General features: G+C 71.6%; 23 protein-coding genes and 1 riboswitch. Of the genes, 16 read left to right on the forward strand and 7 right to left on the reverse strand.

Annotated features, from left to right (window positions below; all coding sequences use genetic code 11):
- Nucleotides 1-54 precede the first annotated feature (54 nt).
- The 3 genes from AW274_RS09135 to AW274_RS09145 all read left to right on the forward strand — a co-directional run bounded on the left by AW274_RS09135 (nt 55) and on the right by AW274_RS09145 (nt 1,830).
- Nucleotides 55-1,008 carry a helix-turn-helix transcriptional regulator gene (locus tag AW274_RS09135; protein ID WP_062430618.1) on the forward strand — a complete coding sequence of 318 codons (954 nt, stop codon included), beginning with the start codon at nt 55-57 and terminating at the stop codon, nt 1,006-1,008.
- Nucleotides 1,009-1,079: 71 nt separating this feature from the next.
- Nucleotides 1,080-1,508, forward strand: a complete 429-nt coding sequence (locus AW274_RS09140; RefSeq protein ID WP_062430619.1) for an SRPBCC domain-containing protein — start codon at nt 1,080-1,082, stop codon at nt 1,506-1,508.
- Nucleotides 1,501-1,830: an ArsR/SmtB family transcription factor gene (locus AW274_RS09145; RefSeq protein WP_062430620.1), complete on the forward strand. Its 330-nt coding sequence runs from the start codon at nt 1,501-1,503 to the stop codon at nt 1,828-1,830. The genes AW274_RS09140 and AW274_RS09145 overlap by 8 nt, the downstream gene beginning before the upstream one ends.
- Before the next feature lie 15 nt (nt 1,831-1,845).
- On the opposite strand, the gene AW274_RS09150 is transcribed toward AW274_RS09145, so the two are convergent.
- Together AW274_RS09150 and AW274_RS09155 are read right to left on the reverse strand one after the other, a co-directional pair.
- Nucleotides 1,846-2,442, reverse strand: a complete 597-nt coding sequence (locus AW274_RS09150; protein WP_062430621.1) for a class F sortase — start codon at nt 2,440-2,442, stop codon at nt 1,846-1,848.
- Nucleotides 2,439-2,753 (reverse strand): hypothetical protein, encoded by a 315-nt coding sequence (locus AW274_RS09155; RefSeq protein WP_062430622.1) that lies wholly within the window; start codon nt 2,751-2,753, stop codon nt 2,439-2,441. Before AW274_RS09155 ends, AW274_RS09150 begins: the two co-directional genes overlap by 4 nt.
- A 130-nt stretch (nt 2,754-2,883) precedes the next feature.
- Between AW274_RS09155 and AW274_RS09160 the strand changes: the two genes are divergently transcribed.
- From AW274_RS09160 to AW274_RS09170, 3 genes are read left to right on the forward strand one after another with little or no spacing between them, the layout of a single operon-like run.
- Nucleotides 2,884-3,561: a response regulator gene (locus AW274_RS09160; protein WP_198169104.1), complete on the forward strand. Its 678-nt coding sequence runs from the start codon at nt 2,884-2,886 to the stop codon at nt 3,559-3,561.
- Nucleotides 3,562-3,585: 24 nt separating this feature from the next.
- The gene (locus AW274_RS09165; RefSeq protein WP_062430623.1) at nt 3,586-4,962 is read left to right on the forward strand and encodes an ATP-binding protein; all 1,377 of its coding nucleotides are present in this window, start codon (nt 3,586-3,588) and stop codon (nt 4,960-4,962) included.
- On the forward strand, nt 4,959-5,486 hold the full coding sequence (locus tag AW274_RS09170; protein WP_062430624.1) for a hypothetical protein: 528 nt from the start codon (nt 4,959-4,961) through the stop codon (nt 5,484-5,486). Before AW274_RS09165 ends, AW274_RS09170 begins: the two co-directional genes overlap by 4 nt.
- A 4-nt stretch (nt 5,487-5,490) precedes the next feature.
- On the opposite strand, the gene AW274_RS09175 is transcribed toward AW274_RS09170, so the two are convergent.
- Nucleotides 5,491-5,907, reverse strand: coding sequence for a MarR family winged helix-turn-helix transcriptional regulator (locus tag AW274_RS09175; protein WP_062430625.1), 417 nt, complete (start codon nt 5,905-5,907; stop codon nt 5,491-5,493).
- Between the two features lie 72 nt (nt 5,908-5,979).
- Between AW274_RS09175 and AW274_RS09180 the strand changes: the two genes are divergently transcribed.
- From AW274_RS09180 to AW274_RS09200, 5 genes are all read left to right on the forward strand, one after another.
- Complete coding sequence (locus tag AW274_RS09180; RefSeq protein ID WP_062430626.1) at nt 5,980-6,432, forward strand: nitroreductase family deazaflavin-dependent oxidoreductase; 453 nt, start codon at nt 5,980-5,982, stop codon at nt 6,430-6,432.
- Between the two features lie 90 nt (nt 6,433-6,522).
- Complete coding sequence (locus tag AW274_RS09185) at nt 6,523-7,599, forward strand: aldo/keto reductase (RefSeq protein WP_062430627.1); 1,077 nt, start codon at nt 6,523-6,525, stop codon at nt 7,597-7,599.
- A 14-nt stretch (nt 7,600-7,613) separates the two neighbouring features.
- Nucleotides 7,614-8,099, forward strand: coding sequence for a protein-tyrosine phosphatase family protein (locus AW274_RS09190; protein WP_198169105.1), 486 nt, complete (start codon nt 7,614-7,616; stop codon nt 8,097-8,099).
- 44 nt (nt 8,100-8,143) lie between these two features.
- Nucleotides 8,144-8,527 carry a CU044_2847 family protein gene (locus AW274_RS09195; RefSeq protein WP_062430628.1) on the forward strand — a complete coding sequence of 128 codons (384 nt, stop codon included), beginning with the start codon at nt 8,144-8,146 and terminating at the stop codon, nt 8,525-8,527.
- Entirely contained in the window at nt 8,508-12,686 is a 4,179-nt protein-coding gene (locus AW274_RS09200) for an nSTAND1 domain-containing NTPase (RefSeq protein ID WP_062430629.1), read from the forward strand. The genes AW274_RS09195 and AW274_RS09200 overlap by 20 nt, the downstream gene beginning before the upstream one ends.
- Nucleotides 12,687-12,744: 58 nt before the next feature.
- Here AW274_RS09200 and AW274_RS09205 read toward each other — a convergent pair whose 3' ends face one another.
- A complete protein-coding gene (locus AW274_RS09205; protein ID WP_062430630.1) occupies nt 12,745-15,201 on the reverse strand; it encodes a DUF8508 domain-containing protein in 2,457 nt (818 codons plus the stop codon).
- A gap of 255 nt (nt 15,202-15,456) precedes the next feature.
- On the opposite strand from AW274_RS09205, the gene AW274_RS09210 reads away from it, so the two are divergent.
- Together AW274_RS09210 and AW274_RS09215 are read left to right on the forward strand one after the other, a co-directional pair.
- Nucleotides 15,457-15,963 carry an RNA polymerase sigma factor gene (locus tag AW274_RS09210; RefSeq protein ID WP_062430631.1) on the forward strand — a complete coding sequence of 169 codons (507 nt, stop codon included), beginning with the start codon at nt 15,457-15,459 and terminating at the stop codon, nt 15,961-15,963.
- Entirely contained in the window at nt 15,960-16,799 is an 840-nt protein-coding gene (locus tag AW274_RS09215) for a hypothetical protein (RefSeq protein ID WP_062430632.1), read from the forward strand. The genes AW274_RS09210 and AW274_RS09215 overlap by 4 nt, the downstream gene beginning before the upstream one ends.
- Here the strand turns inward: AW274_RS09215 and AW274_RS09220 are convergent.
- Nucleotides 16,796-17,569: an MBL fold metallo-hydrolase gene (locus tag AW274_RS09220; protein ID WP_062430633.1), complete on the reverse strand. Its 774-nt coding sequence runs from the start codon at nt 17,567-17,569 to the stop codon at nt 16,796-16,798. The two genes, AW274_RS09215 and AW274_RS09220, sit on opposite strands and share 4 nt — an antisense overlap.
- 90 nt (nt 17,570-17,659) lie before the next feature.
- A riboswitch (cobalamin riboswitch) is annotated at nt 17,660-17,878 on the forward strand.
- Nucleotides 17,879-17,953: 75 nt separating this feature from the next.
- On the opposite strand from AW274_RS09220, the gene AW274_RS09225 reads away from it, so the two are divergent.
- Nucleotides 17,954-20,239 (forward strand): ribonucleoside-diphosphate reductase subunit alpha, encoded by a 2,286-nt coding sequence (locus AW274_RS09225; RefSeq protein ID WP_062430634.1) that lies wholly within the window; start codon nt 17,954-17,956, stop codon nt 20,237-20,239.
- The gene (locus AW274_RS09230) at nt 20,239-21,234 is read left to right on the forward strand and encodes a ribonucleotide-diphosphate reductase subunit beta (RefSeq protein WP_062430635.1); all 996 of its coding nucleotides are present in this window, start codon (nt 20,239-20,241) and stop codon (nt 21,232-21,234) included. Before AW274_RS09225 ends, AW274_RS09230 begins: the two co-directional genes overlap by 1 nt.
- Here the strand turns inward: AW274_RS09230 and AW274_RS09235 are convergent.
- Complete coding sequence (locus AW274_RS09235) at nt 21,231-21,902, reverse strand: hypothetical protein (RefSeq protein WP_157519940.1); 672 nt, start codon at nt 21,900-21,902, stop codon at nt 21,231-21,233. The genes AW274_RS09230 and AW274_RS09235 overlap by 4 nt on opposite strands.
- A 95-nt stretch (nt 21,903-21,997) precedes the next feature.
- On the opposite strand from AW274_RS09235, the gene AW274_RS09240 reads away from it, so the two are divergent.
- Complete coding sequence (locus AW274_RS09240) at nt 21,998-23,539, forward strand: sensor histidine kinase (RefSeq protein ID WP_062430637.1); 1,542 nt, start codon at nt 21,998-22,000, stop codon at nt 23,537-23,539.
- 51 nt (nt 23,540-23,590) lie between these two features.
- Here the strand turns inward: AW274_RS09240 and AW274_RS09245 are convergent, their stop codons facing one another.
- Nucleotides 23,591-23,995, reverse strand: coding sequence for a pyridoxamine 5'-phosphate oxidase family protein (locus AW274_RS09245; RefSeq protein WP_062430638.1), 405 nt, complete (start codon nt 23,993-23,995; stop codon nt 23,591-23,593).
- Nucleotides 23,996-24,044 lie beyond the last annotated feature (49 nt).

Genomic DNA, 24,044 nt, shown 5'->3' on the forward strand with positions numbered 1-24,044 from the left:
GCTTGACCCCCATAGCGGCCACTTCCTGTCCTTTATGACGGCCAGAATCGACGTATGGCGAACACCAGCAACCGGACCCTGCGGTTGCTCTCCCTGCTCCAGACCCGCCGCTACTGGCTCGGCGGCGAACTGGCCGAACGGCTCGGGGTCTCGGTCCGCACGTTGCGCCGCGACGTCGACCGGCTGCGCGAGCTGGGCTATCCGGTCGAGTCACAACGCGGCGTCGACGGCGGCTACCAGCTGGCCGCCGGGGCGGCCCTGCCCCCGCTGGTGATCGACGACGAGGAGGCGGTCGCCCTGGCCGTTGGCCTCCAGGCCGCCGCGCAGGGCGCCGTCGAGGGCATCGCCGAGTCGTCGGTACGGGTGCTCGCGAAGGTCGTCCAGGTCATGCCGGCCCGGCTGCGGCACCGGGTCGAGGCGCTGCGCACGATGACCGTGCCGAGCGGCTGGAACGGCTCGCCCCGGGCGGGCATCGACCCCGACGTGCTCACCGCCGTGGCCCTGGCCTGCCGCGACCAGGAGCAGATCCGCTTCTCCTACACGGCGGCCGGCGGCCGCGAGTCCGACCGGCTGACCGAGCCGCACCGCCTCGTCTGCACCGGCTACCGGTGGTATCTCGTGGCCTACGACCTGACCAGGCACGACTGGCGCAGCTTCCGCGTCGACCGGATGACCGGGCCCGAGAAGACCGGCACCCGCTTCCGCCCCAGAGACCTGCCCGCCGCCGACGCCGCCGCGTTCGTCAACGAGGGCCTGGAGAACCAGTTCGTCCCCTACGAGGTCGAGGCGCTGATCGAGGCCCCGGCCGACGTCGTACGGGAGCGGATCGGCCGGTGGTGCACGGTCGAGGCGATCGGGGAGGCGCGCTGCCGGATGGTGATGACGAGCAACACCCTCGACTGGCCGACGATGGCGCTCGGGGTGGTGGGGGCGGACTTCGAGATCGTCCAGCCGCCTGAGCTGGCCGAACAGGTCAGGGAGTGGGGCTCGCGCTTCCGGCGGGCCTGAGGGTTGACGCAACCAATCGGTTGCCATAGATTAGTGGCAACCAAATGGTTGCGACACACGGAGGGGTTCCGATGGCATTTCCCGATCGGATCGAACGCACCGTCCACATCGGCCGCCCGCAGGAACAGGTCTGGGCCGCCATCACCACCGCAGAAGGGCTCGGCACCTGGTTCGGCGAGGCGGCCGAGGGCGAGGTGAAGGTCGGCGGCACGGTCGAGCTGAGCTGGCAGAGCGGCGACAGCGCCCGCCTGCGCGTCGAGCGGCTCGACCCGCAGTCGGTCTTCGCCTACTCGTGGCACATCTACGGCCTGCCCGAGAACGACCCGCGCCGGACCTACGTCGAGTTCACCCTCACGCCCGACGACGGGGGCACCAGCCTGACCGTCGTCGAGACCGGCTTCGCCCAGCTCGACCACGACGAGCACGCCAAGGCCTACGACGGCAACACCCGCGGCTGGAAGAGCGAGCTCGACGAACTGGTCGCCTACGTCAATGGCTGACGAGTCGCCCGAGACGGTCGCGGAGGCGGTCTTCGCCGCCCTGGCCGACCCCAACCGGCGGGCCATCCTGGCCGCGCTGGCCGAGCGGGGGCCGGCCACCGCGACCGACCTGGCCGGACGGTTGCCGATCACCCGGCAGGGCATCGCCAAGCACCTCGTGCTGCTCGCCGACGCGGGCCTGGTGGTGGCCGAGCCGGGTGAACGGCGGCGGGTGCGCTACCGCGTGGAGACCGAGCCGATGCGGGTGGCGCAGCGGTTCCTGGCCGTGCTGGCGCGCGACTGGGACGGGCCGCTGGCGGCGTTGCGGGCCCATCTGGAATGACGGGCCCGCACGCCCCTACTCCGCGTAGACGATGACGTTGTCGCGGTAGTGGCCCGTCGCGGCATCGAAGGACCCACCACAGGTCACCAGTCTCAGCGCGGGGTGGTCGAGGGGGCCGTACACGCGCTCGGCGGGGAAGCGGTTCTTGGCCACCCGTTCCACCGACGTGACCGTGAACCGGGCCGTCTTCCCGTCGGCGCGGGTGACCGCGATGACGTCGCCGCGCCGCATCCGGCCGAGGTCGTGGAAGACGCCGTCGCGGCCCTTACCGTCGACGTGCCCGAGGATCACCGCCCCGCCGGGTTCCCCGGGCGCGTAGCCGGGGGCGTACCAGCCGGCGTCCTCGGGCTCCTCGGGGACCTGCACGGTCCCGTCGGCGTTGAGGCCCAGCATCATCAGACCGGTGTGGACGCCGATGCGCTCGACGTCGAGCCTGACCGGGCGTGACCTGGGGAGGCCGACGGCGGAACGGGCGACCGGGAGCACCGCGGCGACGGCCTCGGCGGGCGGCGGGGCGGGCGGCGCCTCCCTGGGCAGGAGGGCGCCGCCCGCGAGCAGGGTCCCGGTCACGGTGAGGGCGGCGGCCGCCAGGCCGAGGACCCTGCGGGTCACGCCGCGCCGCGTCGCCGCAGGGCGATGAGGCCCGTCGCGGCCCCCGCGACGAGAAGGACCCCACCCAGCGGGAGCGCGGCGGGCACGCCGCCGCCGGTCTGCGGCGCGCCGTCGGGAACCGGGCGGCTCTCGCCGCGCCGCGGCACCGGTGCCGGCGCCGGAGTCGCGGCCCGCGCGCGGGTCGAGGGCACCGGAGAGGGCTCCCCGGCCTGCTCGGCGGGCACGGGTGCGGGCGACGGCGCGGCGGCGGCCGGGGCGGCGAAGGTGAGCGTGGCCGCGACGAGGCCGATGGCGGCCAGAGTGAATCGCATACATCCTCCTAGGTCTCGACCCGGGATCCTGGCAGCGCGATGTCCGCTGGCCATGAGCGGAATGTCATGAGCGTGTAATGAACGTCGCTTTCGGCCGTATATGTGCTGATCAAGCCGGATACTGGGTCGCGTGGCCCGGGTGATGCTCATCGAGGACGACCAGTCCGTGCGAGAAGGACTGCGGTTGTCGCTCAGCCGTCACGGCCACGAGGTCGCCACCGCCGGGACCGGCGAGGAGGGCCTGCGGCGGCTCCGCGAGACGACGATGGACATCGTCGTGCTCGACCTGATGCTGCCCGGCCTCGACGGCTTCGAGGTCTGCCGCCGGATCAGGGCCGGCGGCCACCTGCCGATCGTCATGCTCACCGCGCGGGGCGACGACCTCGACGTGGTCAGCGGGCTGGAGGCGGGCGCCGACGACTACGTGGTCAAGCCGGTCAGGCCGAGGGTGCTGGAGGCGCGCATCCGCGCCGTGCTCCGGCGCTGGGCCGCGCCCCTGGACGCCGGCCAGGAGAGCCACGGCGACCTGGTGATCGACCGTGGGGCGCTGACAGTCGCCAAGAACGGCAACCCGGTCACGCTGCCCCCGCTGGAACTGCGGCTGCTGCTGGAGCTCTCCGCCTCTCCCGGGCAGGTCTTCAGCCGCCAGCAGCTGCTCGAATCGGTCTGGGACCTCGACTTCCTGGGCGACTCGCGGCTGGTCGACGCGTGCGTGCAGCGGCTCCGCACCAAGATCGAGGACGTCCCGGCCCAGCCCCGCTACATCCAGACCGCCCGCGGCTTCGGCTACCGGTTCGGCCCGCTGTGAGAGAACCGCTGTGAGAGAACCGCTGTGAGGGGCCTGCGGGCCCGGCTGGTCGTGGTGTTCGCCGTGCTGGCGGGCCTGAGCGCGCTCACCGCCGCCGGGCTGGTCTACAAGCAGGCCCGCGACCTCATGCTGACCCGCACCGAGTGGTCGGTCGTCAACGAGTTCCGGCTGCGCGTCTCCACCCTCACCGAGAACATGCAGCACCCGCCGGGCCGGGCCGCCCTGCAACAACTCGCCAACGGCGTCGCGCCCGCCTTCCTCGACGCGACCGGCGCGGCCGTCCACGGCGACTCGGGCCTGATCGCCTCGGGCGACGCCGTCGCGCCCCTGACGGCTGACCTGCGCCGCCGCGTCGCCGCCGAACAGCGGCTCGTCTACCAGCGGGTGGTGCGCGACGGCGACCCCTACCTCGTGGTCGGCACGCCGGTGCTGCTGCGCCGCGAGGGCACCCCGTCGGGCGTCGAGGTCTACCTCGTCTCCTCGCTGCACCCCGAGGCCGCCGACCAGGAGGCGCTGGTCGCCGCCGCGCGCAACGGCGTCGTGCCCGTGCTGCTGCTGGCCGTGCTGTTCGCGCTGGTCGCCGCGGGTGGAGTGCTCAGGCCGGTACGCGACCTCGACCGCGCCGCCCGCCGCCTGGGCGCCGGGGAGCTCGACACCCGGCTCAAGGTCACCGGCCGCGACGAGCTGGCCCGGCTGGTCAAGACGTTCAACGCCACCGCCGAGGCGCTGGAGACCAACGTGTCGATGGCCCGGCGGTTCGTCGCCGACGTCTCCCACGAGCTGCGCACCCCGCTGGCCTCGATCCTCGCCATGGCCGAGGTGATCGAGGAGGAGTCGGCCCGGCTCGACGGCGACCTGCCCGAGGCGGCCCGGCTGCTGAACCTGGAGGCCGGACGCCTGGTCAAGCTCGTGGAGGACCTCATGGAGATCTCCCGGTTCGACGCGGGGGCCGTCGGCCTCGTCGTCGACGACGTGGACGTCGCGCAGGCGGTGGCGGCGAGCCTGCGTACCCGGGGATGGACCTCGGACGTCGAGGTCGACGTCGAACCCGGGGTGCGGATCAGGCTCGACCCGCGCCGGTTCGACGTCGTGCTGGCCAACCTGGTCGGCAACGCGCTGCGGCACGGCGCCAAGCCGGTGACCGTCACGCTCGCTGAGGTCGGCGACGGGGTCGTCATCGAGGTCGCCGACGCGGGCCCCGGCGTCGACCCCGAGTTGCTGCCGCGGGTCTTCGACCGTTTCTCCAAGGCCGACGCCGCCCGCACCCGGTCGGACGGCAGCGGCCTCGGCCTGGCCATCGCGCTGGAGAACGCCCGCCTGCACGGCGGCTCGATCGAGGTCGGCAACCGCCCCGGCGGCGGCGCGGTGTTCCGGCTCACGCTGCCCAGGGAGCCGCGATGAGATTCCTGCTGGCGGCGCTGCTGCTGGTCGCGGGGTGCGGCATCAGCCCTACGGGCGTACAGGACGGCGGTGAACCCGCGACCGGCTTCCAGCCGAGCATCCGGCTCTACTTCGTGTCGGGCCAGCGGCTGAAGGCGGTCACCCGGCCGATGGCCTGGCCGTCGCTGAAGGAGACGCTCAACCTGCTCGTCGACGGCCCCAGCGAACCCGAACGCCGGCTCGGCCTCGCCACCCAGCTGACCGACTGGATCGGCGGCGTCGGCTCGGTCACCGCCGACGACGCCAAGGTCCGGATCACCGTCGAGGCGCCCGCCACGGTGCCCGTGCCGGTGCCGGCCCCACGGGAGGCCTACCCGGCCCAGCGCGACCGCCTGTTGTGGCTCGGCCAGCTCACCTGCACGGCCGCCGCCGCGCTGGCCGCCCGGTCGAACATCGACGCCGACGCGGTGACGGTCGAGGTCAGGCGCGGCCGGGAGGGCTTCGGGTCGTTCCGCTGCTCGGAGTTCCCGCGCGCGGCCGAATGAGGGGTCAGCAGCCCCCGCCGCAGCGCTTGACGATCTCGGCCATCGCCTGCTCGAAATGGGTGCGCCCCTCGGGAGTCAGGGTCGCGACCAGCTCTTCCAGCTCGGCGTGGATCTCCTCGTAGAAGGCGGTCGCCGCGCGCCTTCCCTCGTCGGTCAGCGTCACCGCCACGGCCCGCCGGTTGCCCGGCACCGGGGAGCGCCGGGCCAGCCCGCGCTTCTCGGCCCGGTCCATCAGCCCGGTCAAAGCCGCCTTCTCGACGCCGAACACCCCGGCCAGCTCGGCCATGCCCCGGGGGCCCTCCAGCAGCACACACAGCAGTTTGGCCTGTACGGGGGTCAGGTCGTGCCGCTGGGAGACACGCGCGTACCGGTTCTGCACCAGCCCGGAGAGCTGGACCAGCCCGATGGCGACGTCGTTCATGGACGCAACGGTACATCGTGCATATAGTTAGCGCCGCGTACAGTACGCGCCATTAACCAATAGAGGTTCGCCATGACCTTCGACACCCCCGCCGGCACCCGCGGCAGCCGCCAGCCCGGCGGCCGCCTGTTCGTCTGGTTCAACAAGCTGATGGCCCGGCGCATCCGCAGGAGCGGCAGCTTCAGCGGCTTCGACGCGCTGGTCCTGACCACCGTCGGCCGCAAGAGCGGGCAGCCGCGCACCACCCCGGTCGGCTGGTGGCCCGGCCCCGACGGCAGCTGGCTGATCGTCGCCTCGGCCGCGGGTGCGGCCGGCAACCCGGCCTGGTACCTCAACCTCGCCGCCCACCCCGACCAGGTGCGCATCGAAGTCGCCGGCAAGGCGATCGACGTCACCGCCGACCAACTGCACGGAGCAGAACGCGAGCAGGCCTGGAAGGAGATCGTCGCCCGGTCGCCCCGGTTCGCCGAATACCAGGAGAAGACCGACCGGCGACTGCCGGTCATCCGGCTGCGCCCCCGCTGACGGCAGGATCGTGCAAGGGGTCGAGCGGATCTTTCTACCTGAAGTCGCAGCTCAGCGCTTCGATGGAGGAGACGAGAAAGGAACCCGATCATGCCGCTCGACCACTATGTGACCCTCGGCCGCTCCGGCCTCCGCGTGAGTCCCTTCGCCTTGGGGGCGATGACGTTCGGCGACGACCCCGGCTCGGCCGGGTGCGACGTCGCCGAGTCGGAGAAGATCCTCACGACGTACCTCGACCGGGGCGGCAACTTCGTCGACACGGCCAACTTCTACAGCAACGGCCACTCGGAGAAGATCCTCGGCGACTACTTCGCCGCCCGCCCAGGACTGCGCGCCCACACGGTCGTGGCCTCGAAGTTCTTCGGCAACATGCACCCCGGCGACCCCAACGGCGGCGGCGCCGGCCGGGGCTCCATCACCGCCCAGCTCCACGAGACCCTGCGCCGCCTCCAGACCGACTACCTCGACCTCTACTGGCTGCACAACTGGGACCGCAACACTCCCCTTGAGGAGACCATGCGCGCCCTCGACGACCTGGTGCGGGCCGGCAAGATCCGCTACATCGGCTTCTCCAACACCCCGGCGTGGGTGACGGCCCAGGCCCAGACCACGGCCCTGCTGCGCGGCTGGACCCCGCTGGTCGCCCTCCAGGTCGAATACTCGCTGCTGGCCAGAACCGTGGAAGGCGAGATCGCCCCGCTGGCCCGGGACCAGGGCCTGGCCCTGACCCCGTGGAGCCCGCTGAAGAACGGCTTCCTGTCCGGCAAATACCGCCGCGGCGCCGACGTGACCGACTCGGCCCGCACCGCCTACGTGGGCGGTCCGACCGACGAGGACTACCGGGTCATCGACGCCGTGGCTGCGGTCGCCGAGGAGACCGGCGCGACCTCGGCCGCGGTCGCCCTGGCGTGGTTGCGCGCCCGCCCCGGCACGGTGGTGCCGATCGTCGGCGCGCGCAAGGTCGAACACCTGGAGAGCAACCTGGTGGAGGCGGCCCTTTCCGAGGAACAACTCCGGTCACTGGACGAGGTCTCGGCCCCCGACCTGGGCTACCCGGCGGCGGTCAACGGCGAGGTCCGGTCGATGCTCCAGTTCGCCGGGACCACGGTCGACGGCGAACCCTCGACCGTCTATCCGCCGCTGCTCCAGAGTTCCGTGCGTTACTGACGCAGAATGGGCGAATGGAATACAAGGTCATTCCCTTTGACGACCAGCCGTGGCACGAAATCATCCCCGGATTGTTCATGGGCGGCCATTTCCGCAACGACCCCACCGGCCTGCTGCCCGTCGTCGTGGCCGACGAGTTCGACGTCGTCATCAGCATGATCCGCCTCGACGGCCACGGCCCAGGGGCCGCAGCCGTCCACCACGCCTGCCACGTGCCCGACGGCCCGCTGAACCCCTCGGAGATCGGCGAGGTCTGCGCGATGGCCGACCTCGCCGCCGAGGCGGTGCGGTCGAAGCTGAAGGTGCTGGTCAGGTGCAGGGCGGGCTACAACCGCTCGGGTCTGGTGGTGGCCCAGACGTTGCTCCAGCTCGGTTACGGCCTCGACGACGCGATCAACCTGGTGCGGACGCGCAGATCGGAGTTCGCCCTGCACAACCCGTTTTTCGTCGACTATCTGGCAAGCGGCTTGGCGCAAACACGAAATACAGAACTGCCTTAATACATCCCGGGGTGAAATCATTAGACGCGAGCTATCTTCTGCTCATGTTGATGCGGATCCCGCTGGACGACACCCCTGACGCTCCGGTGATGGTCGTGGAAGTCGACTACGACGACATCGCCGACGAACAGGGCGTCGAACTGGTCTCCGACACCGGGCCCGGCCGGACCGCCCAGGCGTTGCGCAGCCTCGCCGACTCCTTCGACCACCTCGAACCCGCCGTGTCCGCGATCGTGACCCGCCTCAGGAAAGCGGCCAGGACCCCCGACGCGATCACCGTCGAGTTCGGCCTGAAGTTCGGCGGCGAGACGGGCGTCATCTTCGCCAAGGGCAAGGCCGAGGCCGCGCTCAAGGTGACGGTGACCTGGAACGGTCCAGAGCCAGTCGTGGTCGAGGAGGTCGGCGGAGATGGCGCGGACCAGCCCTGACCGCTACCTCGCCCGCGTCCTGAGCCGGACCGGCCGCAAGCCGGTCGGGGTGGCCTTCGCCGCCGGCGACCGCCACGTGGTGACCTGCGCCCACGTGATCAACACCGCGCTCGGCGTCGACGAACGCAGCACCGACGACCCGTCGGGGGCCTGGGTCGAGGTCGAGTTCCCGTTCGCGGCCGACTCGGGCAGCCGGGTGACCCGGATGGCCGCCGTCGTGCGCTGGATGCCGCGCGGCGGCCTGCCCTTCGACGAGACCGACGTGGCCGGTTTGGAACTGGAGGCCGATCTCCCGCCCGGCGTCGAACCGGCCACCCTGGCGGCCGACGACGGGCCGTGCGGAGAACGGCGGGTCGGCGCATGGGGGCCGAACCGCGACGGTGGGGCCGCCCGCACGGGGAACGTCGCCGGGACCCTGGCCGGCGCCTACGACGCGGCCCGCCTCCAGGTCGACGTCGACCTGCGCGGCTCCTTCCGGGTGCAGCACGGCTACAGCGGCGGCCCGGTCTGGGACCAGGGCACCGGCCAGGTGGTCGGCATCGTGCAGGCCGTGCCGACGAGCTCCAGAGCCGACGACGTGTACGTCGTCAGCGCCGCCACCCTGGTCCGCGCCTGGCCCGAGGTGCTCTACCGGCCGCCGCCCAACCCCTACCGGGGCTTGAGCGCGTTCACCGAGGCCGACGCGCCGTTCTTCTTCGGCCGGGACGACTTCGTGACCGAACTGGCCGACGCCGTCGAGGAACACCCGCTGATCCTGGTGGCCGGACGGTCGGGCGTGGGCAAGTCGTCGGCGGTCGCGGCCGGGCTGGTGCCCCGGCTCCGCGAACGGGACTCGTGGGCGGTGGGCTCGTGCCGGCCGGGAGACGACCCGATGACCCGCCTGATCGGGGCCGTCGCCGAAGCGGCGGGCACCAGGTTGCCCTACCCGATCCAGGTGCTCCAGGCGTGGCACGACCGGCTGGCCGAGGGCGGGTTGGCCGGAGTGGCCCGCCAGGTCGGCGTCGCCACGGGCACCGCCCGCACGCTGCTGATCATCGACCAGTTCGAGCAGGTCTTCACCGAGTGCGGGCCCGACGAGCGGGCCGCCCTCTTCGGCGTGCTGAACCGGCTGGTGGCCGAGCGGCCCCGGGCCGTCCGGGTGGCGGTCAGCATGCGCGCCGACTTCCACTGGCTGCTCACCGAGGCCCCCGCCCCGCTGGGCCCCTACGCCAAGACCCACTGGCACCAGCTGCGGCCGATGACGGCCGACGAGCTGCACCTCGCCGTCGTCGGCCCCGCGCGGGTGGCCGGCGGGGTCGCCTTCGACGACGGGCTCGCCGAGCAGATCTGCGAGGAGTTCGAGGGCCGCCCGGCCGAGCTGCCCCTGCTGGAGTTCACCCTGACCCGCCTGTGGGAACTGCAACGGGGCCGCAGACTCACCCTCCGCTCCTACCGGGAGCTCGGCGGGGTCGGCAGCACGCTGGCCCGCTACGCCGAAGAACGGTTCGCCGCGCTCACCTCGGCCCAGCAGGAGGCGACCCGACGGATCTTCACCGAACTCCTGCAACCCGATGACCACGAGCTCGCCCGCCAGATCAGGCGCATCGACCTGCGCCCCGACGACTGGCCGACGGTCGAACTGCTGCGCGACGCCCGGCTGCTGGCCGTCACCACCGCCGCGGGCGGCGACCAGATCGTCGAGGTCGCCCACGAGGCGCTGCTGCGCGGCTGGCGGCGGCTGGCCGACTGGGCCGCGCTGAGCCGGGACTTCCGCGTGTGGAAGGCGGGCGTCATCGCCGACCGGCAGCGCTGGGAGAGCAACGACCGCGAGGACGACCAGCTGCTGCGCGGCTCCGCGCTCGCCACGGCGGTCGAGATGGTGGCCGGGCACGCCGCCGACAGCGCGGGCGTCGCCGAATACGTGGCCCTGAGCAGGCGGAACGCCGACCGGGAACGGGCCGAACGCGGCAACCTGCTCTTCCGGGTGGCCGCCCCCCGCCTCGCCAGGGAGAGCGAGTCGGCCCTGCGCACGGACGTGCATGCGGCGCTCGCGCTCGGCGTCTGCTCCCTGCAGTCGGCGCCGACCGCCGAGGGAGAACGGGCGGTCCGCCGCGCCCTCGCCCTCGCGGCCACCATCCGCACCCGCCTGCCCCATGAGGGCGCGGTGCGCTCGGCGGCCTTCAGCCCCGACGGCCGCCGGGTGGCGACGGCCGGCCTCGACCACACGGCGCGGGTACACGACGCGGTCTCGGGCGAGGTGCTGACCTGGCTCGACGTCAACGGTCCCCTGCAGGCGATCGTGTTCGGCCCCGACGGGACTACGGTCGCCACCGCCGACGCCGACGGGTCAGGACGGGTGTGGCGGGTGCCGTCAGGCGCGGAACTGGCCTGGCTGGAGCACAAGGGCCCGGTGTACGGGGTCGCCTTCAGCCCCGACGGGCACCGGTTCGTCACGGCGGCCGACGACGGATCGGCCCAGGTGCTGGGCGGCGGCGTGCTCCGGCTCGACCACGGAGGCGGCCCGGTGTGGTCGGTGGCCTTCAGCCCCGACGGCGGCACGGTCGCGACCGCCGGAGAAGACGGTACGGCCCGCCTGTGGGACGCGTGGTCGGCCGAAGAACTGGCCCGGCTCGACCACGGCGGCCGGGTGTGGTCCCTGGCCTTCAGCCCCGACGGAACCCGCCTCGCGACCGCCGCCGAGACCGGGTCGGTGTGGGTCTGGACGACGGGCTCCGACGCGGAGCCGACTCGGCTCGACCACGGCGGCCCGGTGTACTCCGTGACGTTCGACCCCGGAGGCGGCCGGGTGGCCACCGCCTGCGCCGACGGGGTCGCCCGCGTCTGGGACCCGTCCACCGGCAGCGAACTGGCCCGGATGGACCACGGCGACTGGGTGTGGCGGGCGGCGTTCAGCCCCGACGGCGGCCGGGTCGTCTCGGCCGCCGTGAACGGTTCGGCCCGGGTCTGGGACGCGCGCACCGGCCGGGAACAGGCCCGCGTCGACCACGGCGGCTGGGTGTGGTCGGCGGCGTTCAGCCCGTGCGGGGACCGGGTCGTCTCGGCGAGCGAAGACGGCGCGGCGTGGGTGTGGGACGCCCGCGCGGGCGCGGAACTCGCCCGGGTCGACCACGACGGCGGGGCGCGCCTGGTGGCCTTCGCCCCCGACGGCGACCGCGTCGCCTCAGCCGGCGACGACGGCACGGTCCGGGTGTGGGACGCGGCCACCGGCGCGGAACTGGTCAGGCTGCCCCACGCCGGTGAGGTGAACTGCGTGGTCTTCGGCCCCGCCCGCCTGGCGACGGCGAGCGGCGACGGCACGGCACGCGTCTGGGACGCGGACATTGAGGTTCTGCGCCTGCCGCACGATGGGCCGGTGAACTGGGTGGCGTTCGCCCCCGACGGCGCCGGCCTGGCGACGGCGAGCAGCGACGGCACGGCCCGAATATGGGACGCGGGCACTGAAGTTCTGCGCCTGACACATGACGGTGCGGTGAACTGGGTGGCGTTCGCCCCCGACGGCGCCCGCCTGGCGACCGCGAGCGGCGATGGCACGGCGCGGGTCTGGGAGGCGGGGACCGAGATTCTGCGTCTGGCTCACGACGGTGTGGTGTGGACGGTGGTGTTCAGCCCCGACGGCGATCTGCTGGCGTCGGCGAGTGGCGACGGCACGGCTCGCCTCTGGGACGCGCGATCAGGTGCGGAACGGGCCCGGCTGGTCCACGACGTCCTGGTGCGGTCGGTGGTGTTCAGCCCCGACGGCGATCTGCTGGCGTCGGTCGACGACGCCGGATGCGTGCGGGTGTGGGACGCGGACTCGGCCGCGGAGGTGTCGCGGCTGGTCCACGACGGCGAGGTCAACTGGGCGGCGTTCGCCCCCGACGGATCCCGGCTGGCGACGGCCTGCCGGGACGGCTCGGTGCGGATCTGGGACCCCGCCTCGGGCGAGGAACTGGCCGAACTGCCGCACGACGACGCGGTGTGGTCGGTCGCGTTCAGCCCCGACGGATCCCGGCTGGCGTCGGCGAGCGGCGACGGCTCGGCCCGCGTGTGGGCCCTGGGTTCCGAGGAGCTGATCGCCCAGGCGCTGGGCCGTCTCGCGAAGAACCTGACGGAAGGCGAATGGCAGCACCACCTGGGCCCCGACGTCCCCTACCGCCGCCTCAGAGAAGACCTCCCGTAAAGGGCGAAGCGCCCGTCCCCCGGGGAAGAGGACGGACGCTTCTGTGTTGCGGAAGGTGTTACTCGACGTCCACGACCGGGCTGCCCGGACGGCACCGCTCGGGCAGCGGCTCCGTGTTGCACCCCGTCAGGATCCGCAGGATCTGCGGGTCGTGGTCGGAGGCCTGGTCGGAGAACTCGGCGTTGATGTGCACGACGCCGTACGCGTAGCCCTTGATGTTCGGGGTCACCAGGATGTGGTCGAGCGCCTGGGAGTTCCCGTCGAAGATGTACGAGTAGCGCTCACCGGCGGGCAGGTCGTTGATCAGCGCCTTCAGCAGCGCGCCGTTGTCGGTCAGGGTGCCGACGGCGGGCGAGAACTGGTAGTCGTTGATGTCGCCCAGCACGACGGCGCGGGCCTGGCCGGCGCTCTTGGTGTTGAGGTCGGCGATGAAGTTGCGCACCTCGGTCGCCTGCGCGATGCGCTGGACTTCCGTGGTCCGGTTCGGGGGCTGGACGGCCGCCGAGTGGGGGTGGTCGCCGCCCTTGCTGTTGAAGTGGTTGGCGACGACGAACAGCTGCTTGTTGCCGTCGTACAGGAACTCGCCCACCAGCGGCTTGCGGCTCGACGACCAGGCGGACGACGAGGGGTTGATGCGGCCGGGGGAGGCCGACAGGTAGACCTGGTTGCTCGTCGGGCGCTCGCGCAGCACCGTCACGGCCGTGTTGGCGTCGCCGCCCGGACGGTCGACGAAGGTGGTGCGGGCCGGGTTGAACAGGAAGACCTGGCGGATGTTGCCGCCGGGAGCGCCGCCGTCGGTGCCCTCGTTGGGGTCGATCGAGCGCCAGTCGTAGGTCGGGCCGCCGGCCGCGACGATGGCCGCGATGAACTTGGCCACGGTCTGGTCGGCCGCGACGACGCCGCCGGTGGCGGTGCCGTTGTTGTCCTGGATCTCTTCGAGGGCCAGGATGTCCGGCGTGCCGAGGTTGACGACCACGGCCTCGGCGAGGCGCTGGTACTTCGCGGCCGAGTCGGCGACGGTCAGGTTCTCGACGTTGTACGTCGCGATCGACAGGTCGCCGGCCTTCTTCGGCGGGGTCACCTTCTGGCGCTTGAGGCCGCCCTCGGTGATGGCGCCGAGCTGGGTGGCCTGCAGGACGTAGCCGCCGAAGCTCTGGTAGTCGATGACGCCGGTGGTGCCGGCGGCCAGCGTCGAGCCGACGTTGGCGGCGGGGGCGCCGACGAGCGACTGGATGAAGAACCGGCCCGCGTTGTTGTCGGCGTAGTCGAGGTAGACGTGGCCGCCGCGCGGGGTCGGGTTGTGGTTCGGGGTGTACGTCACCCAGAGCTCGCCGAACTCGGTGTTGACCGGGCTGACCAGCTTGGTGTCCTGGGCGACGGTCATCCGCATGCCCTCGTGGACCTCGAGGTAGTCGAGCACGTACGACGACGGCTCCAGCGGCTGGGCCTCCAGGGCGCCCGACTTGGTGTAGACGGCGGGCAGGTTCACCGTGACCGGCGCGGGCAGCGCGTTGCCACCCGACAGCTTGACGGTGCTGATGGTGCCGCCGAGCTCGGTCAGCGCCTGCGAGCCCGTGGCCGGGCGGTATTCGGTGACGCGGCCGGTGGCCAGGACCGAGTCGCCGGGGACGACCGTCGGAGACGTCGAGCCCATGAAGACGAAGATGCCCTCGGAGGTCAGCGGGTCGGCGTCGGCCGACGGGTCCTGCATCCAGTAGCCGCGCGAGTTGCCGGTGGTGCGGACGGCGGTGACGATGCCGGGCACGTTGGTGACGTTCTGGCCGACGATCGGGGAGATCCGGCCGGAGCCCTGGATGTCGTGGATGCGGACCGAGCCGGGCGTCGGGTCGGTCGGGCCGCCGCCGGGGTTGTCGGTCGCGGTGACCGTGGTGCCGGCGCTGTTGGTGGCCTTCGGCACGCCCGAGGAGAAGTCGACCGAGTTGTTGTCGGTGTCGGCCATCGAGCCGGTGCGGGCGGCGGCCGTCGAGTTCGTCAGGCCGGGAGCGGCGAGGGTCTCGACGTTGGCGGTGGCGCCGTAGCCGACGAGGTCCTTGACGTTGGGGGCGGTCGAGCACGAGATGCCGCAGCCGACCAGCGGGATCTGCGACGTGACCAGCGCGACGACGCCGGAGGTGGCCGACATCGGGATCGAGCCGGTGGCGTCGGGGGTCGGCAGGCTCAGCGTGCCGCCGGCGCCGGCCGCCTGCTGGACCAGGTATTTCCCGTTCGCCGGGATCGTTCCACTCAGGTTCGTCATCTGGAAGACGGAACCCGCGGCCGAGGCGTATTGAACGCTCCAGCCGGACACGTTGACCGGGCTGCCGGTCAGGTTGGCCAGCTCGATGTAGTCGTTCTTGATGGTCGCCGTCGAGTTGCCACCGCCACCGTAGACGCCGGAGATCACGACGTCGGTCGACAGGGCGTTCGCGGGCGCCGGTACGGTCGTCAGGGTGGCGGCGACCGCTAACGACAGACCTGCCGCGGCGATCAGGCGGCGTGCTCTGGGAATAGCCACAGGTGTTCTGCTCCTTGGGGGAGATGGTCTCCACAGAGCATGGTGCCACCGCATATCCCTTGGAAATGGCACATTCTGCTACTACCGAGGAGTTCTCCGTTTCTTTCCGTGACGTTTCACTACGTCTGAGTTCGCGACGTGGGCAAACGGCTTTCTGACGGCACTCGTGGACGGGTCGGCCACAGCTTCAGTGAAATGCCGAAGCCGGTTCCCGCATGAAGAGGGTGTACGCAGCCCCGCCGACGAAGGACGCAAGTGGATGAACGCCAGGCCCGGTTCGAGCAGGTCTACCACGAGACGTACGGCCACCTCAGCGCGTACGCCGCCCGCCGCTGCGCCGACCCTCACGACGCCGCCGACGTGGTCGCCGAGACCTATGAGATCGCCTGGCGGAAGATCGCCCGATTACCGTCCGGCCACGAGGCCCTGCTCTGGTTGTACGGCATCGCCCGCCGCGTCGTCGCGGGTCATCGCAGGGGCGAGGCGAGGCGGCGGTCCCGCCTGGCCGAACTCGACGCCGACCTGGCGGCCCTCTACGCCGACCCCGTCGAACTGACCGCCATCCACGAGATCTTCGCGACCCTCAGGGCCGACGACCGGGAGCTCCTGGGCCTGATCGCCTGGGAGGGCCTGTCCCACGAGGAGATCGCCGCCGTCTTGGGCATCTCCCGCAACGCGGTCCGCATCCGTCTCCACCGGGCCCGGCGACGCTTCTCCGACCTCCTCGACAAGGCAGCCCTCCGGGCGGAAAGGTCCCCGTGAACGACACCGACGACCTCATCGTTTCCCTGGCCAGGGTCGAACCCGGCCGTCCTGGGGCCGATGCGTCCGGCGCGGGGGCGCGGACGCTGCTGGCCCAGATCACCGCGCGGAAACCGGCCGGCAAGCTCAGGCGCCTCGGCCTGGCTCTCGCCGGAGCGACCGCGGTGGCCGGGGTCGCGCTCCTCCAGACCGGCTCGCCCTCCTACGCCGTCACCAAGGACGCCGACGGCGTCGTCTGGATCAAGATCCACGACTTCGGCGACGTCAGCGGCCTGCGGGCCGATCTGGCCGGGCTCGGGGTGTCGGCCATGGTCGACGGCGTGCCGGCCGGTCACTGGTGCCGGGAGCCGAGGGGCGAGACCGTGCTCGACCCCGCGCCGGGCCTCTACTCGCTCCCCCAGGACGGCCCGGTCTTCACGATGCGCATCGACGGCAAGCTGCTCAAGCCCGCCCAGACGATCGTCTTCACCGTCGGCGCGGGCGGGAGCGTCAGCACCCTGGTCTACCGGGGGCCGGTGGCGGCGTGCGAACTCGTACCGAGACCGCCCTTCGGCGGAGAGGCGATCGAGGAGCCGTTCCGGTTCGCGGACGTGCCCGGCATCGAAGGCCGGACCGTCGGCGAGGCGCTGCCCGGACTGCCGGAGGAGGCCGTCGAGTTCATGGTCATCGACATTCCGCCGGGCAACCCCGGAGGCTGGGGGACGGGGCCGATCCGGAAAGAGGTCGACCACGACTGGCACGTCTGGGGGGCGGTCCGGTTCCACGACGATCCCGGCACTCTGGTCCTCCTGGTCACCGAGGAGGCGCTCGACCGCAACCCCGTCACCGGCGGCTAGAACGACGTCGACTGGCCCGGCTCCAGGAGGCGCAACCGGTCGGCGAGTTCGTACTTCTCGAACGCGTCGAGCAGGTCGGCCGGGCCCTCGGTGAAGTGCTGCCAGCCCTCCATGTGGACGGGCACGACCACCTCGGCGCCGGTGATCAGGGTCGCCTCCACCACCTCCTCGGCCGTGAAGGTCAGGAAGCCGTCGAGCAACGGGGTGCGGGCCGCGCCGGCGAAGAAGAGCCCGGCGTCCATCGGGCCGAGCCGTTCGGTGATCTCCCTGGTGGCCTCCAGTGAGGCGTTGTCGCCGCTGACGTAGATCGCCGGTAGATCGAAGGCGGTCAGCACGAAGCCCGTCACCGGGCCGGTGAGATCTTCCGTGCCCGGCGGGCCGTGCCTGCCCGGCACCCACGTGATGCGGAGGGAGCCGCCGTCGGGCCGCTCGAAGGTCACGTGGTCCCAGGGCCGCAGGCCGGTGATGTCCTCGCCGAGCCGTTCGGCCGCCTCCGGGGTGGTCAGCACCTCGGGCACCTCGTCGAGCAGGGCCCGGCCCGAGCGGTCGAGGTTGTCGGCGTGCTGATCGTGGGAGAGCAGGATGATGTCCAGGTCGCCCAGCTCCTCCCGGGAGACGGCCGGGCCGGTGGTCTTGATCAGCGTCCGGGTGCCGCTGGCGATCGGTCCGGGCGCGTCCAGGGCCGGATCGGTGAGCAGCCGGAGGCCGCCGATCTCCAGCAGCGCGGTGGGCCCGCCCACCAGGCGCACGGTGCAGGTTTTCCGCTCCATCACCCCATCCTGCGCACACTCCGCTTGTGGGGATTCGTCCGGGGGTGCCGGACACCACATGTTGATGTGACAGCCGAGATCGATCCCATATATGGTGTCCCCCGCGTTGGTTCGCCCCGCCCGCCAGGCGGGGCGCCGTAAGAGGGAACCCGGTGAGAGTCCGGGACTGCCCCGCAGCGGTGAGTGGGAACGAAAGCCGTCAATCGAGCACTGGGTTTTTCGAAAAGCCTGGGAAGCGACGGCCATTAGGCGCTTCGAGAACGAAGCACGCCCGCGAGTCCGAAGACCTGCCAATCGCGTTTTTGGTCCGAGGCCGCGTGGGACGGCCCCGCCCGGTGCCTTCGTGCCCGCGCGCCTCGGTGAGTTCGCGAGGAGAGGACGAGGATGCGCATCAAGAAGCGCGACGGCTCGCTCGAACCGGTCGACGTGACCAGGATCGTGGCCGCGGTGGAGAGCTGTTCCGGCGGGCTCGCCGACGTCGAGCCGCTGCGGGTCGCCACCCGGACGATCAGCGGCCTGTACGACGGCGCCACCACCGCCGAACTCGACCGCCTGTCGATCCAGACCGCCGCCGAGATGATCGGCGAGGAGCCGCAGTACTCCCGGCTGGCCGCGCGGCTGCTGGCGGCCTACATCCGCAAGGAGGTGGACGCCGACACGTTCAGCCGGTCGATCAAGGAGGGCCACGCCCTCGGCCTGATCGGCGACGCCACCGCCGCCTTCGTGGCCGACCACGCCGACCTGCTCGACGCCACGATCGATCACGACAACGACCGGCGGTTCGAGTACTTCGGCCTGCGCACCGTGTACGACCGCTACCTGCTCCGCCACCCCCAGACCCGGCTGCCCGTGGAGACCCCGCAGTTCTGGCTGCTCCGGGTGGCCTGCGGCCTGGCCCGGACGCCCGGCGAGGCGGTCGAGCTCTACCGGCTGATGTCGTCGCTGGCCTACCTGCCCAGCTCGCCGACCCTGTTCAACTCCGGCACCGGGCACACCCAGATGTCCTCGTGCTACCTGGTCGACTCCCCGCGCGACGAGCTCGGCTCGATCTACGAGCGGTACGCCCAGGTCGCCCACCTGTCGAAGTTCGCCGGCGGCATCGGCATCTCGTGGTCGCGGGTGCGTTCGCGGGGCGCCCTGATCAAGGGCACCAACGGCCACTCCAACGGCATCGTGCCGTTCCTGCGCACCCTCGACGCCTCCGTGGCCGCCGTCAACCAGGGCGGCCGCCGCAAGGGCGCCGCGTGCGTCTACCTGGAGCCCTGGCACCCCGACGTCGAGGAGTTCCTGGAGCTCCGCGACAACACCGGCGAGGACGCCCGCCGCACCCACAACCTCAACCTGGCCAACTGGATCCCGGACGAGTTCATGCGCCGTGTCGAGTCGGACGGCATGTGGTCGCTGTTCGACCCGAACGAGCTGCCCGAGCTGCCCGACCTGTGGGGCGACGCCTTCGACGAGGTCTACCGCGAGGCCGAAGAAAACCAGCGTTATGTACGCCAGATCCGCGCCCGCGACCTCTACGCCAAGATGATGCGCACCCTGGCCCAGACCGGCAACGGCTGGATGACCTTCAAGGACACCTCCAACCGCACCTGCAACCAGGCCGCCGAGCCGGGCAACGTGGTGCACCTGTCGAACCTGTGCACCGAGATCATCGAGGTGTCGAACGACACGGAGACCGCGGTCTGCAACCTGGGTTCGATCAACCTGGCCGCCCACCTGTCAGCGGGCGGAATCGACTGGGACAAACTGCGCAAGACCGTGAAGACCGCCGTCGTCTTCCTCGACCGCGTGATCGACATCAACTACTACCCGACCGAGCAGGCCGCGGCGAGCAACCCCCGCTGGCGTCCGGTCGGCCTGGGCCTGATGGGCCTCCAGGACGTCTTCTTCGCGCTCCGCCTGCCCTTCGACTCCCCCGAGGCCAAGGAGCTGTCCACCCGGATCTCCGAGGAGATCTACCTGGCCGCCCTCGACACCTCGGCCGACCTCGCGGCGGAGCACGGGCCGCACCCGGCGTACGCCGAGACCTGGGCGGCCCGCGGCAAGCTCCAGCCCGACCTGCACGGTCTCAGCCCCGAGTGGACCGCCCTCCGCGCGAAGATCGCCGAGCACGGGCTGCGCAACTCCCTGCTGATCGCCATCGCCCCCACGGCCACCATCGCCTCGATCGCGGGCTGCTACGAGTGCGTCGAGCCGCAGGTGTCCAACCTCTTCAAGCGCGAGACGCTGAGCGGGGAGTTCCTCCAGATCAACAACGCGCTGGTCGCCGAGCTCAAGGCCCGCGGCCTGTGGACCGAGCCGATCCGGACCGCCATCCGCCAGGCCGAGGGCTCGGTCCAGGGCATCGCCGAGTTGCCCGGCGAGGTCAGGAGCCTGTTCCGGACCGCCTGGGAGCTGCCCCAGCGGGCCCTCATCGACATGGGGGCGGCGCGGGCGCCGTACATCGACCAGAGCCAGTCGCTCAACCTGTTCATGGCCAGCCCGACCATCGACAAGTTGTCGTCGATGTACCTGTACGCCTGGAAGTCGGGCCTGAAGACCACCTACTACCTGCGCTCGCGCCCCGCGACGCGCATCCAGCAGGCCACCGTGCCCGTCGCCGCCGTCGACGCCGCCATCGCCTGCTCCCTGGAGAACCCCGAGTCCTGTGAGGCGTGCCAGTGATGCTGCTCGACCCCGGCATGAGCCTGACCCTGCGCCCGATGCGCTACCCGGCGTTCTTCGAGCGCTACCGCGACGCCATCAAGAACACCTGGACCGTCGAGGAGGTCGACCTGCACTCCGACCTCGCCGACCTGGGCAGGTTGTCGCCGGCCGAACGCCACCTGGTGTCGCGGCTGGTGGCCTTCTTCGCCACGGGTGACACGATCGTCGCCAACAACCTGGTGCTCAACCTCTACCAGCACGTCAACGCCCCCGAAGCGCGCCTCTACCTGTCGCGGCAGCTCTTCGAGGAGGCCGTGCACGTGCAGTTCTACCTGAACCTGCTCGACACCTACGTGCCCGACGAGCAGGAGCGCTTCGCGGCGTTCGCGGCGGTGGAGAACATCCCGTCGATCAGCCGCAAGGCCGAGTTCTGCTTCCGCTGGATCGACTCCCTCGGCGACCTCAAGAGCCTGGAGACCAAGGCCGACCGCCGGGCCTTCGTGCTCAACCTCATCTGCTTCGCCGCGTGCATCGAGGGCCTGTTCTTCTACGGCGCCTTCGCGTACGTCTACTTCCTGCGCTCCCGCGGCCTGCTCAACGGCCTGGCCTCGGGCACGAACTGGGTGTTCCGCGACGAGTCGATGCACATGGCGTTCGCGTTCGACGTCGTCGAGGTGGCCCGCGCCGAGGAGCCCGACCTGTTCGACGACGACCTGGTCGCCCAGATCAGGACCATGCTCGCCGAGGCGGTCGACTGCGAGGCCCAGTTCGCCGAGGACCTGCTGAACCAGGGCGTGCCCGGCATGTCGATCGCCGACATGCGCCTCTACCTGGAGCACGTCGCCGACCGGCGGCTGGCCCAGCTCGGCATCGCGCCCCTGTACGGCTCGAAGAACCCCTTCGCGTTCATGGAGCTCCAGGACGTGCAGGAGCTCTCGAACTTCTTCGAGCGCAAGGTCTCGGCCTACCAGGTCGGCGTCACCGGCTCGGTCAGCTTCGACGCCGACTTCTAGCCGCGGGCACCCGGGTGCCGCCGATCGCGCCACTCCGCGTACGCCGTCACCCGGGCCAGCGCCCCGACGGCCTGCTCGGGGTAGGCGTAACACGGCACCCGGCCGCCGACCAGCCCGTCGTGGCCGAGCACGCATGCCAGCGTGGTCACCTCGCGCTCGGCCGCCAGCACGGTCTTCCACGCCGTCCCGAGGTCCGACCCGAACGGCGCGACGACCAGACACGCGTCGGCGTCGTCGTCGGGCCCGCACGGCAGCAGCGGCGTGGCCGCGACGGTGTGCGGCAGGTCGCCGCCGACCGCCACCCGGCGGCCCGCCGGCAGCGGCTGGTAGGCCAGCAGCCGGACCGTGTCGACCAGATCACGCAGCCCCTCGACGAGGATCACCCCGGTGGCGCGGGCCAGCGCCGCCAGGCCCTCGGTCACGCCGGCGGGGGCGAGGACCACGATCGGCTTACGGCGGCTGACCCGCGCCGCGACCTGCGCGAACTCCCGGGGATCCCCCAGCGAGTCGACGACGATGACGGTCGTCAGCGGGTCGTCGCCCCAATGGGTGAGCATCTCCGCGTCGTCGGCCCGCACGTAGGAACACACCGGCAGCACGTCGACTAGCGCCACCAGCACCGCCTCCGACCGTGCCAGCACGGCCACCTCACCAGGAATGGAAACCACGCCCCCAGGCTGCCCGCGTCAAGATTTCCCGAGTAGGGCCGGACGGCTCGCCCCGAAAGGACCAAAGTCCCGCCGGTTAGGAGCAGAATGTCGGCATGGCTCACCCCCTCGTGCCCAGCATGCGCCTGGATGAGCTGCTCGCCGAGCTGCAGACCCGGCTCGAGGCGGTGCTGGCCACCCGCGACCGCGTCCACTCCCTGCTCGAAGCCGTCGTGCTCATCGGCAGCGACCTCCAGCTGGAGACCGTGCTCGGCCGGATCGTGGAGACCGCCGCCCGGCTGGTCGACGCCACCTACGGCGCGCTCGGCGTGGTGGGCGAGGAGTCCACCCTCCTGGAGTTCATCCCGGTCGGGCTGAGCGAGGAGGAGATCGCCCGCATCGAGCACTGGCCCCACGGCCTCGGGCTGCTCGGCCTGCTCATCAAGGAGCCGAAGCCGCTGCGGCTGGCCCGGATCAGCGACCACCCCGACTCCTACGGCTTCCCGCCCGGCCACCCGCCGATGGGCAGCTTCCTCGGCGTGCCGCTGCGGGTGCGCGACGAGGTCTTCGGCAACCTCTACCTGACCGAGAAGCGCGGCGGCGCCGAGTTCGACGAAGAGGACCAGGCGGTCGTCACCGCGCTGGCCACCGCCGCCGGCGTCGCGATCGAGAACGCCCGCCTCTACGAGGAGACCCGCCGCCGCGAGATGTGGTTACAGGCGTCGTCCGAGGTGACCACGAGCCTGCTGTCGGGGGCCGGGCCCCACGAGGTGCTCACCCACGTGGTCGGCCGGGCCCGCGAGATGGCCGACGCCGACGTCGCGGTGTTGCGCTTCGGCAACGGCACCGAGATCGTCGAGGGCGACCTGGCCGACCTCGTCGACCAGGCGTCGATACCGCTCGGCCGGGTCGGTTCGGTGCGCGCGGTGCTGCTGCTCGGCAAACGTCCGGGCCGGTTGCCGTTCACGCCGTCGCTGCTGCGCATGCTGAGCGCCTTCGCCGACCAGGCGTCGATCGCGCTGGAACTGGCCGAGGCCCGCGAGGACGCCGAGCGCCTGGGCCTGCTCGAAGACCGCCACCGCATCGCCAAGGACCTGCACGACGTCGTCATCCAGCGGCTGTTCGCCACCGCCATGACGCTGATGAGCACGGTCCGGCTGGTCGACCACCCCGAGGCGGCGACCCGGGTCAGGCACACGATCGACGAGCTCGACGAGACGATCCGGCAGATCCGCTCCACCATCTTCGCCCTGCAGTCGCCGGCCGTGATGGGCGAGCAGAGCCTGCGCTCCCACATCGTCGAACTGGTCGAGGGCGCCCGCGGCCACCTGGGCTTCATGCCGGGCCTGCGGATGGACGGCTGGCTCGACAACGCCGTCAGCGACGCGGTCGCCGAACAGCTCCTCGCCGTCCTGCGCGAGGCCCTGTCGAATCTGGTACGCCACGCGAAGGCCACCCGCGCCGAAGTGGTGGCCGAGGTGACCGACGGCGTGCTGACCCTGATCGTCCAAGACGACGGCGTCGGCGTCACCGCCGGGGGCCGCCGCAGCGGCCTGCGCAACCTGGAGGAGCGGGCGGTCCTGCTGGGCGGCTCCTTCGCCATCGGCCCGGCCGACGGCTGGCACACCCGGCTGCGCTGGAGCGTGCCCGTTCGATGAGGCAGATTCCGAACGCGAGACACCGCCCGCCTTCGGCAGCCCGTGTCTCGCTCAGGTGAGGCGGCGCCCCGACACCTCTTCGGTCGAGAGCGTCACGAAGTGGTCGAACGCCGACGGCGCCCAGGGCATCAGCGGCAGCGCCGACAAGCGGGCGATCTCCTCGGGCGCGGTCACCCCGCGGGCGTGCCCGAGCACGGTCACCGACCAGCCCGAGCCGGTGTCCTTGTCGACGTCGTCGATCTCGAACGCCACCACGGCGTCCCGGGTCGCGGCGGCCAGGCGGGAACCGATGGCGGTCCGGATGACGACGGTCTCCCCGTCGAGGACGTAGTTGACCGGCTGGACGGCGGGCAGCGCCCGGTAGGTGAAGACCAGCCGCCCGATAGGCGTGGTGGCCAACAGGCCCAGGCACTCCTCCCGCGACAACACCGAGAGTCCGGCCGAGTCGATTCTCATGACGTGAGTCTGCCGGTAACGGCATATAGGGGATTAGGGACTTAAGTCC

The organism is Herbidospora daliensis, from assembly GCF_001570585.1.
In the GTDB taxonomy this organism is placed as follows: Bacteria; Actinomycetota; Actinomycetes; order Streptosporangiales; family Streptosporangiaceae; genus Herbidospora; species Herbidospora daliensis.

Coding starts and splice junctions, on each gene's coding strand:
- AW274_RS09185 (WP_062430627.1), top strand. CDS start 6,523: ATGCCGCTCGACCACTATGTGACCCTCGGCCGCTCCGGCCTCCGCGTG.
- AW274_RS09170 (WP_062430624.1), top strand. CDS start 4,959: ATGAGATTCCTGCTGGCGGCGCTGCTGCTGGTCGCGGGGTGCGGCATC.
- AW274_RS09230 (WP_062430635.1), top strand. CDS start 20,239: ATGCTGCTCGACCCCGGCATGAGCCTGACCCTGCGCCCGATGCGCTAC.
- AW274_RS09145 (WP_062430620.1), top strand. CDS start 1,501: ATGGCTGACGAGTCGCCCGAGACGGTCGCGGAGGCGGTCTTCGCCGCC.
- AW274_RS09195 (WP_062430628.1), top strand. CDS start 8,144: ATGTTGATGCGGATCCCGCTGGACGACACCCCTGACGCTCCGGTGATG.
- AW274_RS09175 (WP_062430625.1), bottom strand. CDS start 5,907: ATGAACGACGTCGCCATCGGGCTGGTCCAGCTCTCCGGGCTGGTGCAG.
- AW274_RS09220 (WP_062430633.1), bottom strand. CDS start 17,569: ATGGAGCGGAAAACCTGCACCGTGCGCCTGGTGGGCGGGCCCACCGCG.
- AW274_RS09135 (WP_062430618.1), top strand. CDS start 55: ATGGCGAACACCAGCAACCGGACCCTGCGGTTGCTCTCCCTGCTCCAG.
- AW274_RS09180 (WP_062430626.1), top strand. CDS start 5,980: ATGACCTTCGACACCCCCGCCGGCACCCGCGGCAGCCGCCAGCCCGGC.
- AW274_RS09200 (WP_062430629.1), top strand. CDS start 8,508: ATGGCGCGGACCAGCCCTGACCGCTACCTCGCCCGCGTCCTGAGCCGG.
- AW274_RS09225 (WP_062430634.1), top strand. CDS start 17,954: ATGCGCATCAAGAAGCGCGACGGCTCGCTCGAACCGGTCGACGTGACC.
- AW274_RS09140 (WP_062430619.1), top strand. CDS start 1,080: ATGGCATTTCCCGATCGGATCGAACGCACCGTCCACATCGGCCGCCCG.
- AW274_RS09190 (WP_198169105.1), top strand. CDS start 7,614: ATGGAATACAAGGTCATTCCCTTTGACGACCAGCCGTGGCACGAAATC.
- AW274_RS09155 (WP_062430622.1), bottom strand. CDS start 2,753: ATGCGATTCACTCTGGCCGCCATCGGCCTCGTCGCGGCCACGCTCACC.
- AW274_RS09240 (WP_062430637.1), top strand. CDS start 21,998: ATGGCTCACCCCCTCGTGCCCAGCATGCGCCTGGATGAGCTGCTCGCC.
- AW274_RS09245 (WP_062430638.1), bottom strand. CDS start 23,995: ATGAGAATCGACTCGGCCGGACTCTCGGTGTTGTCGCGGGAGGAGTGC.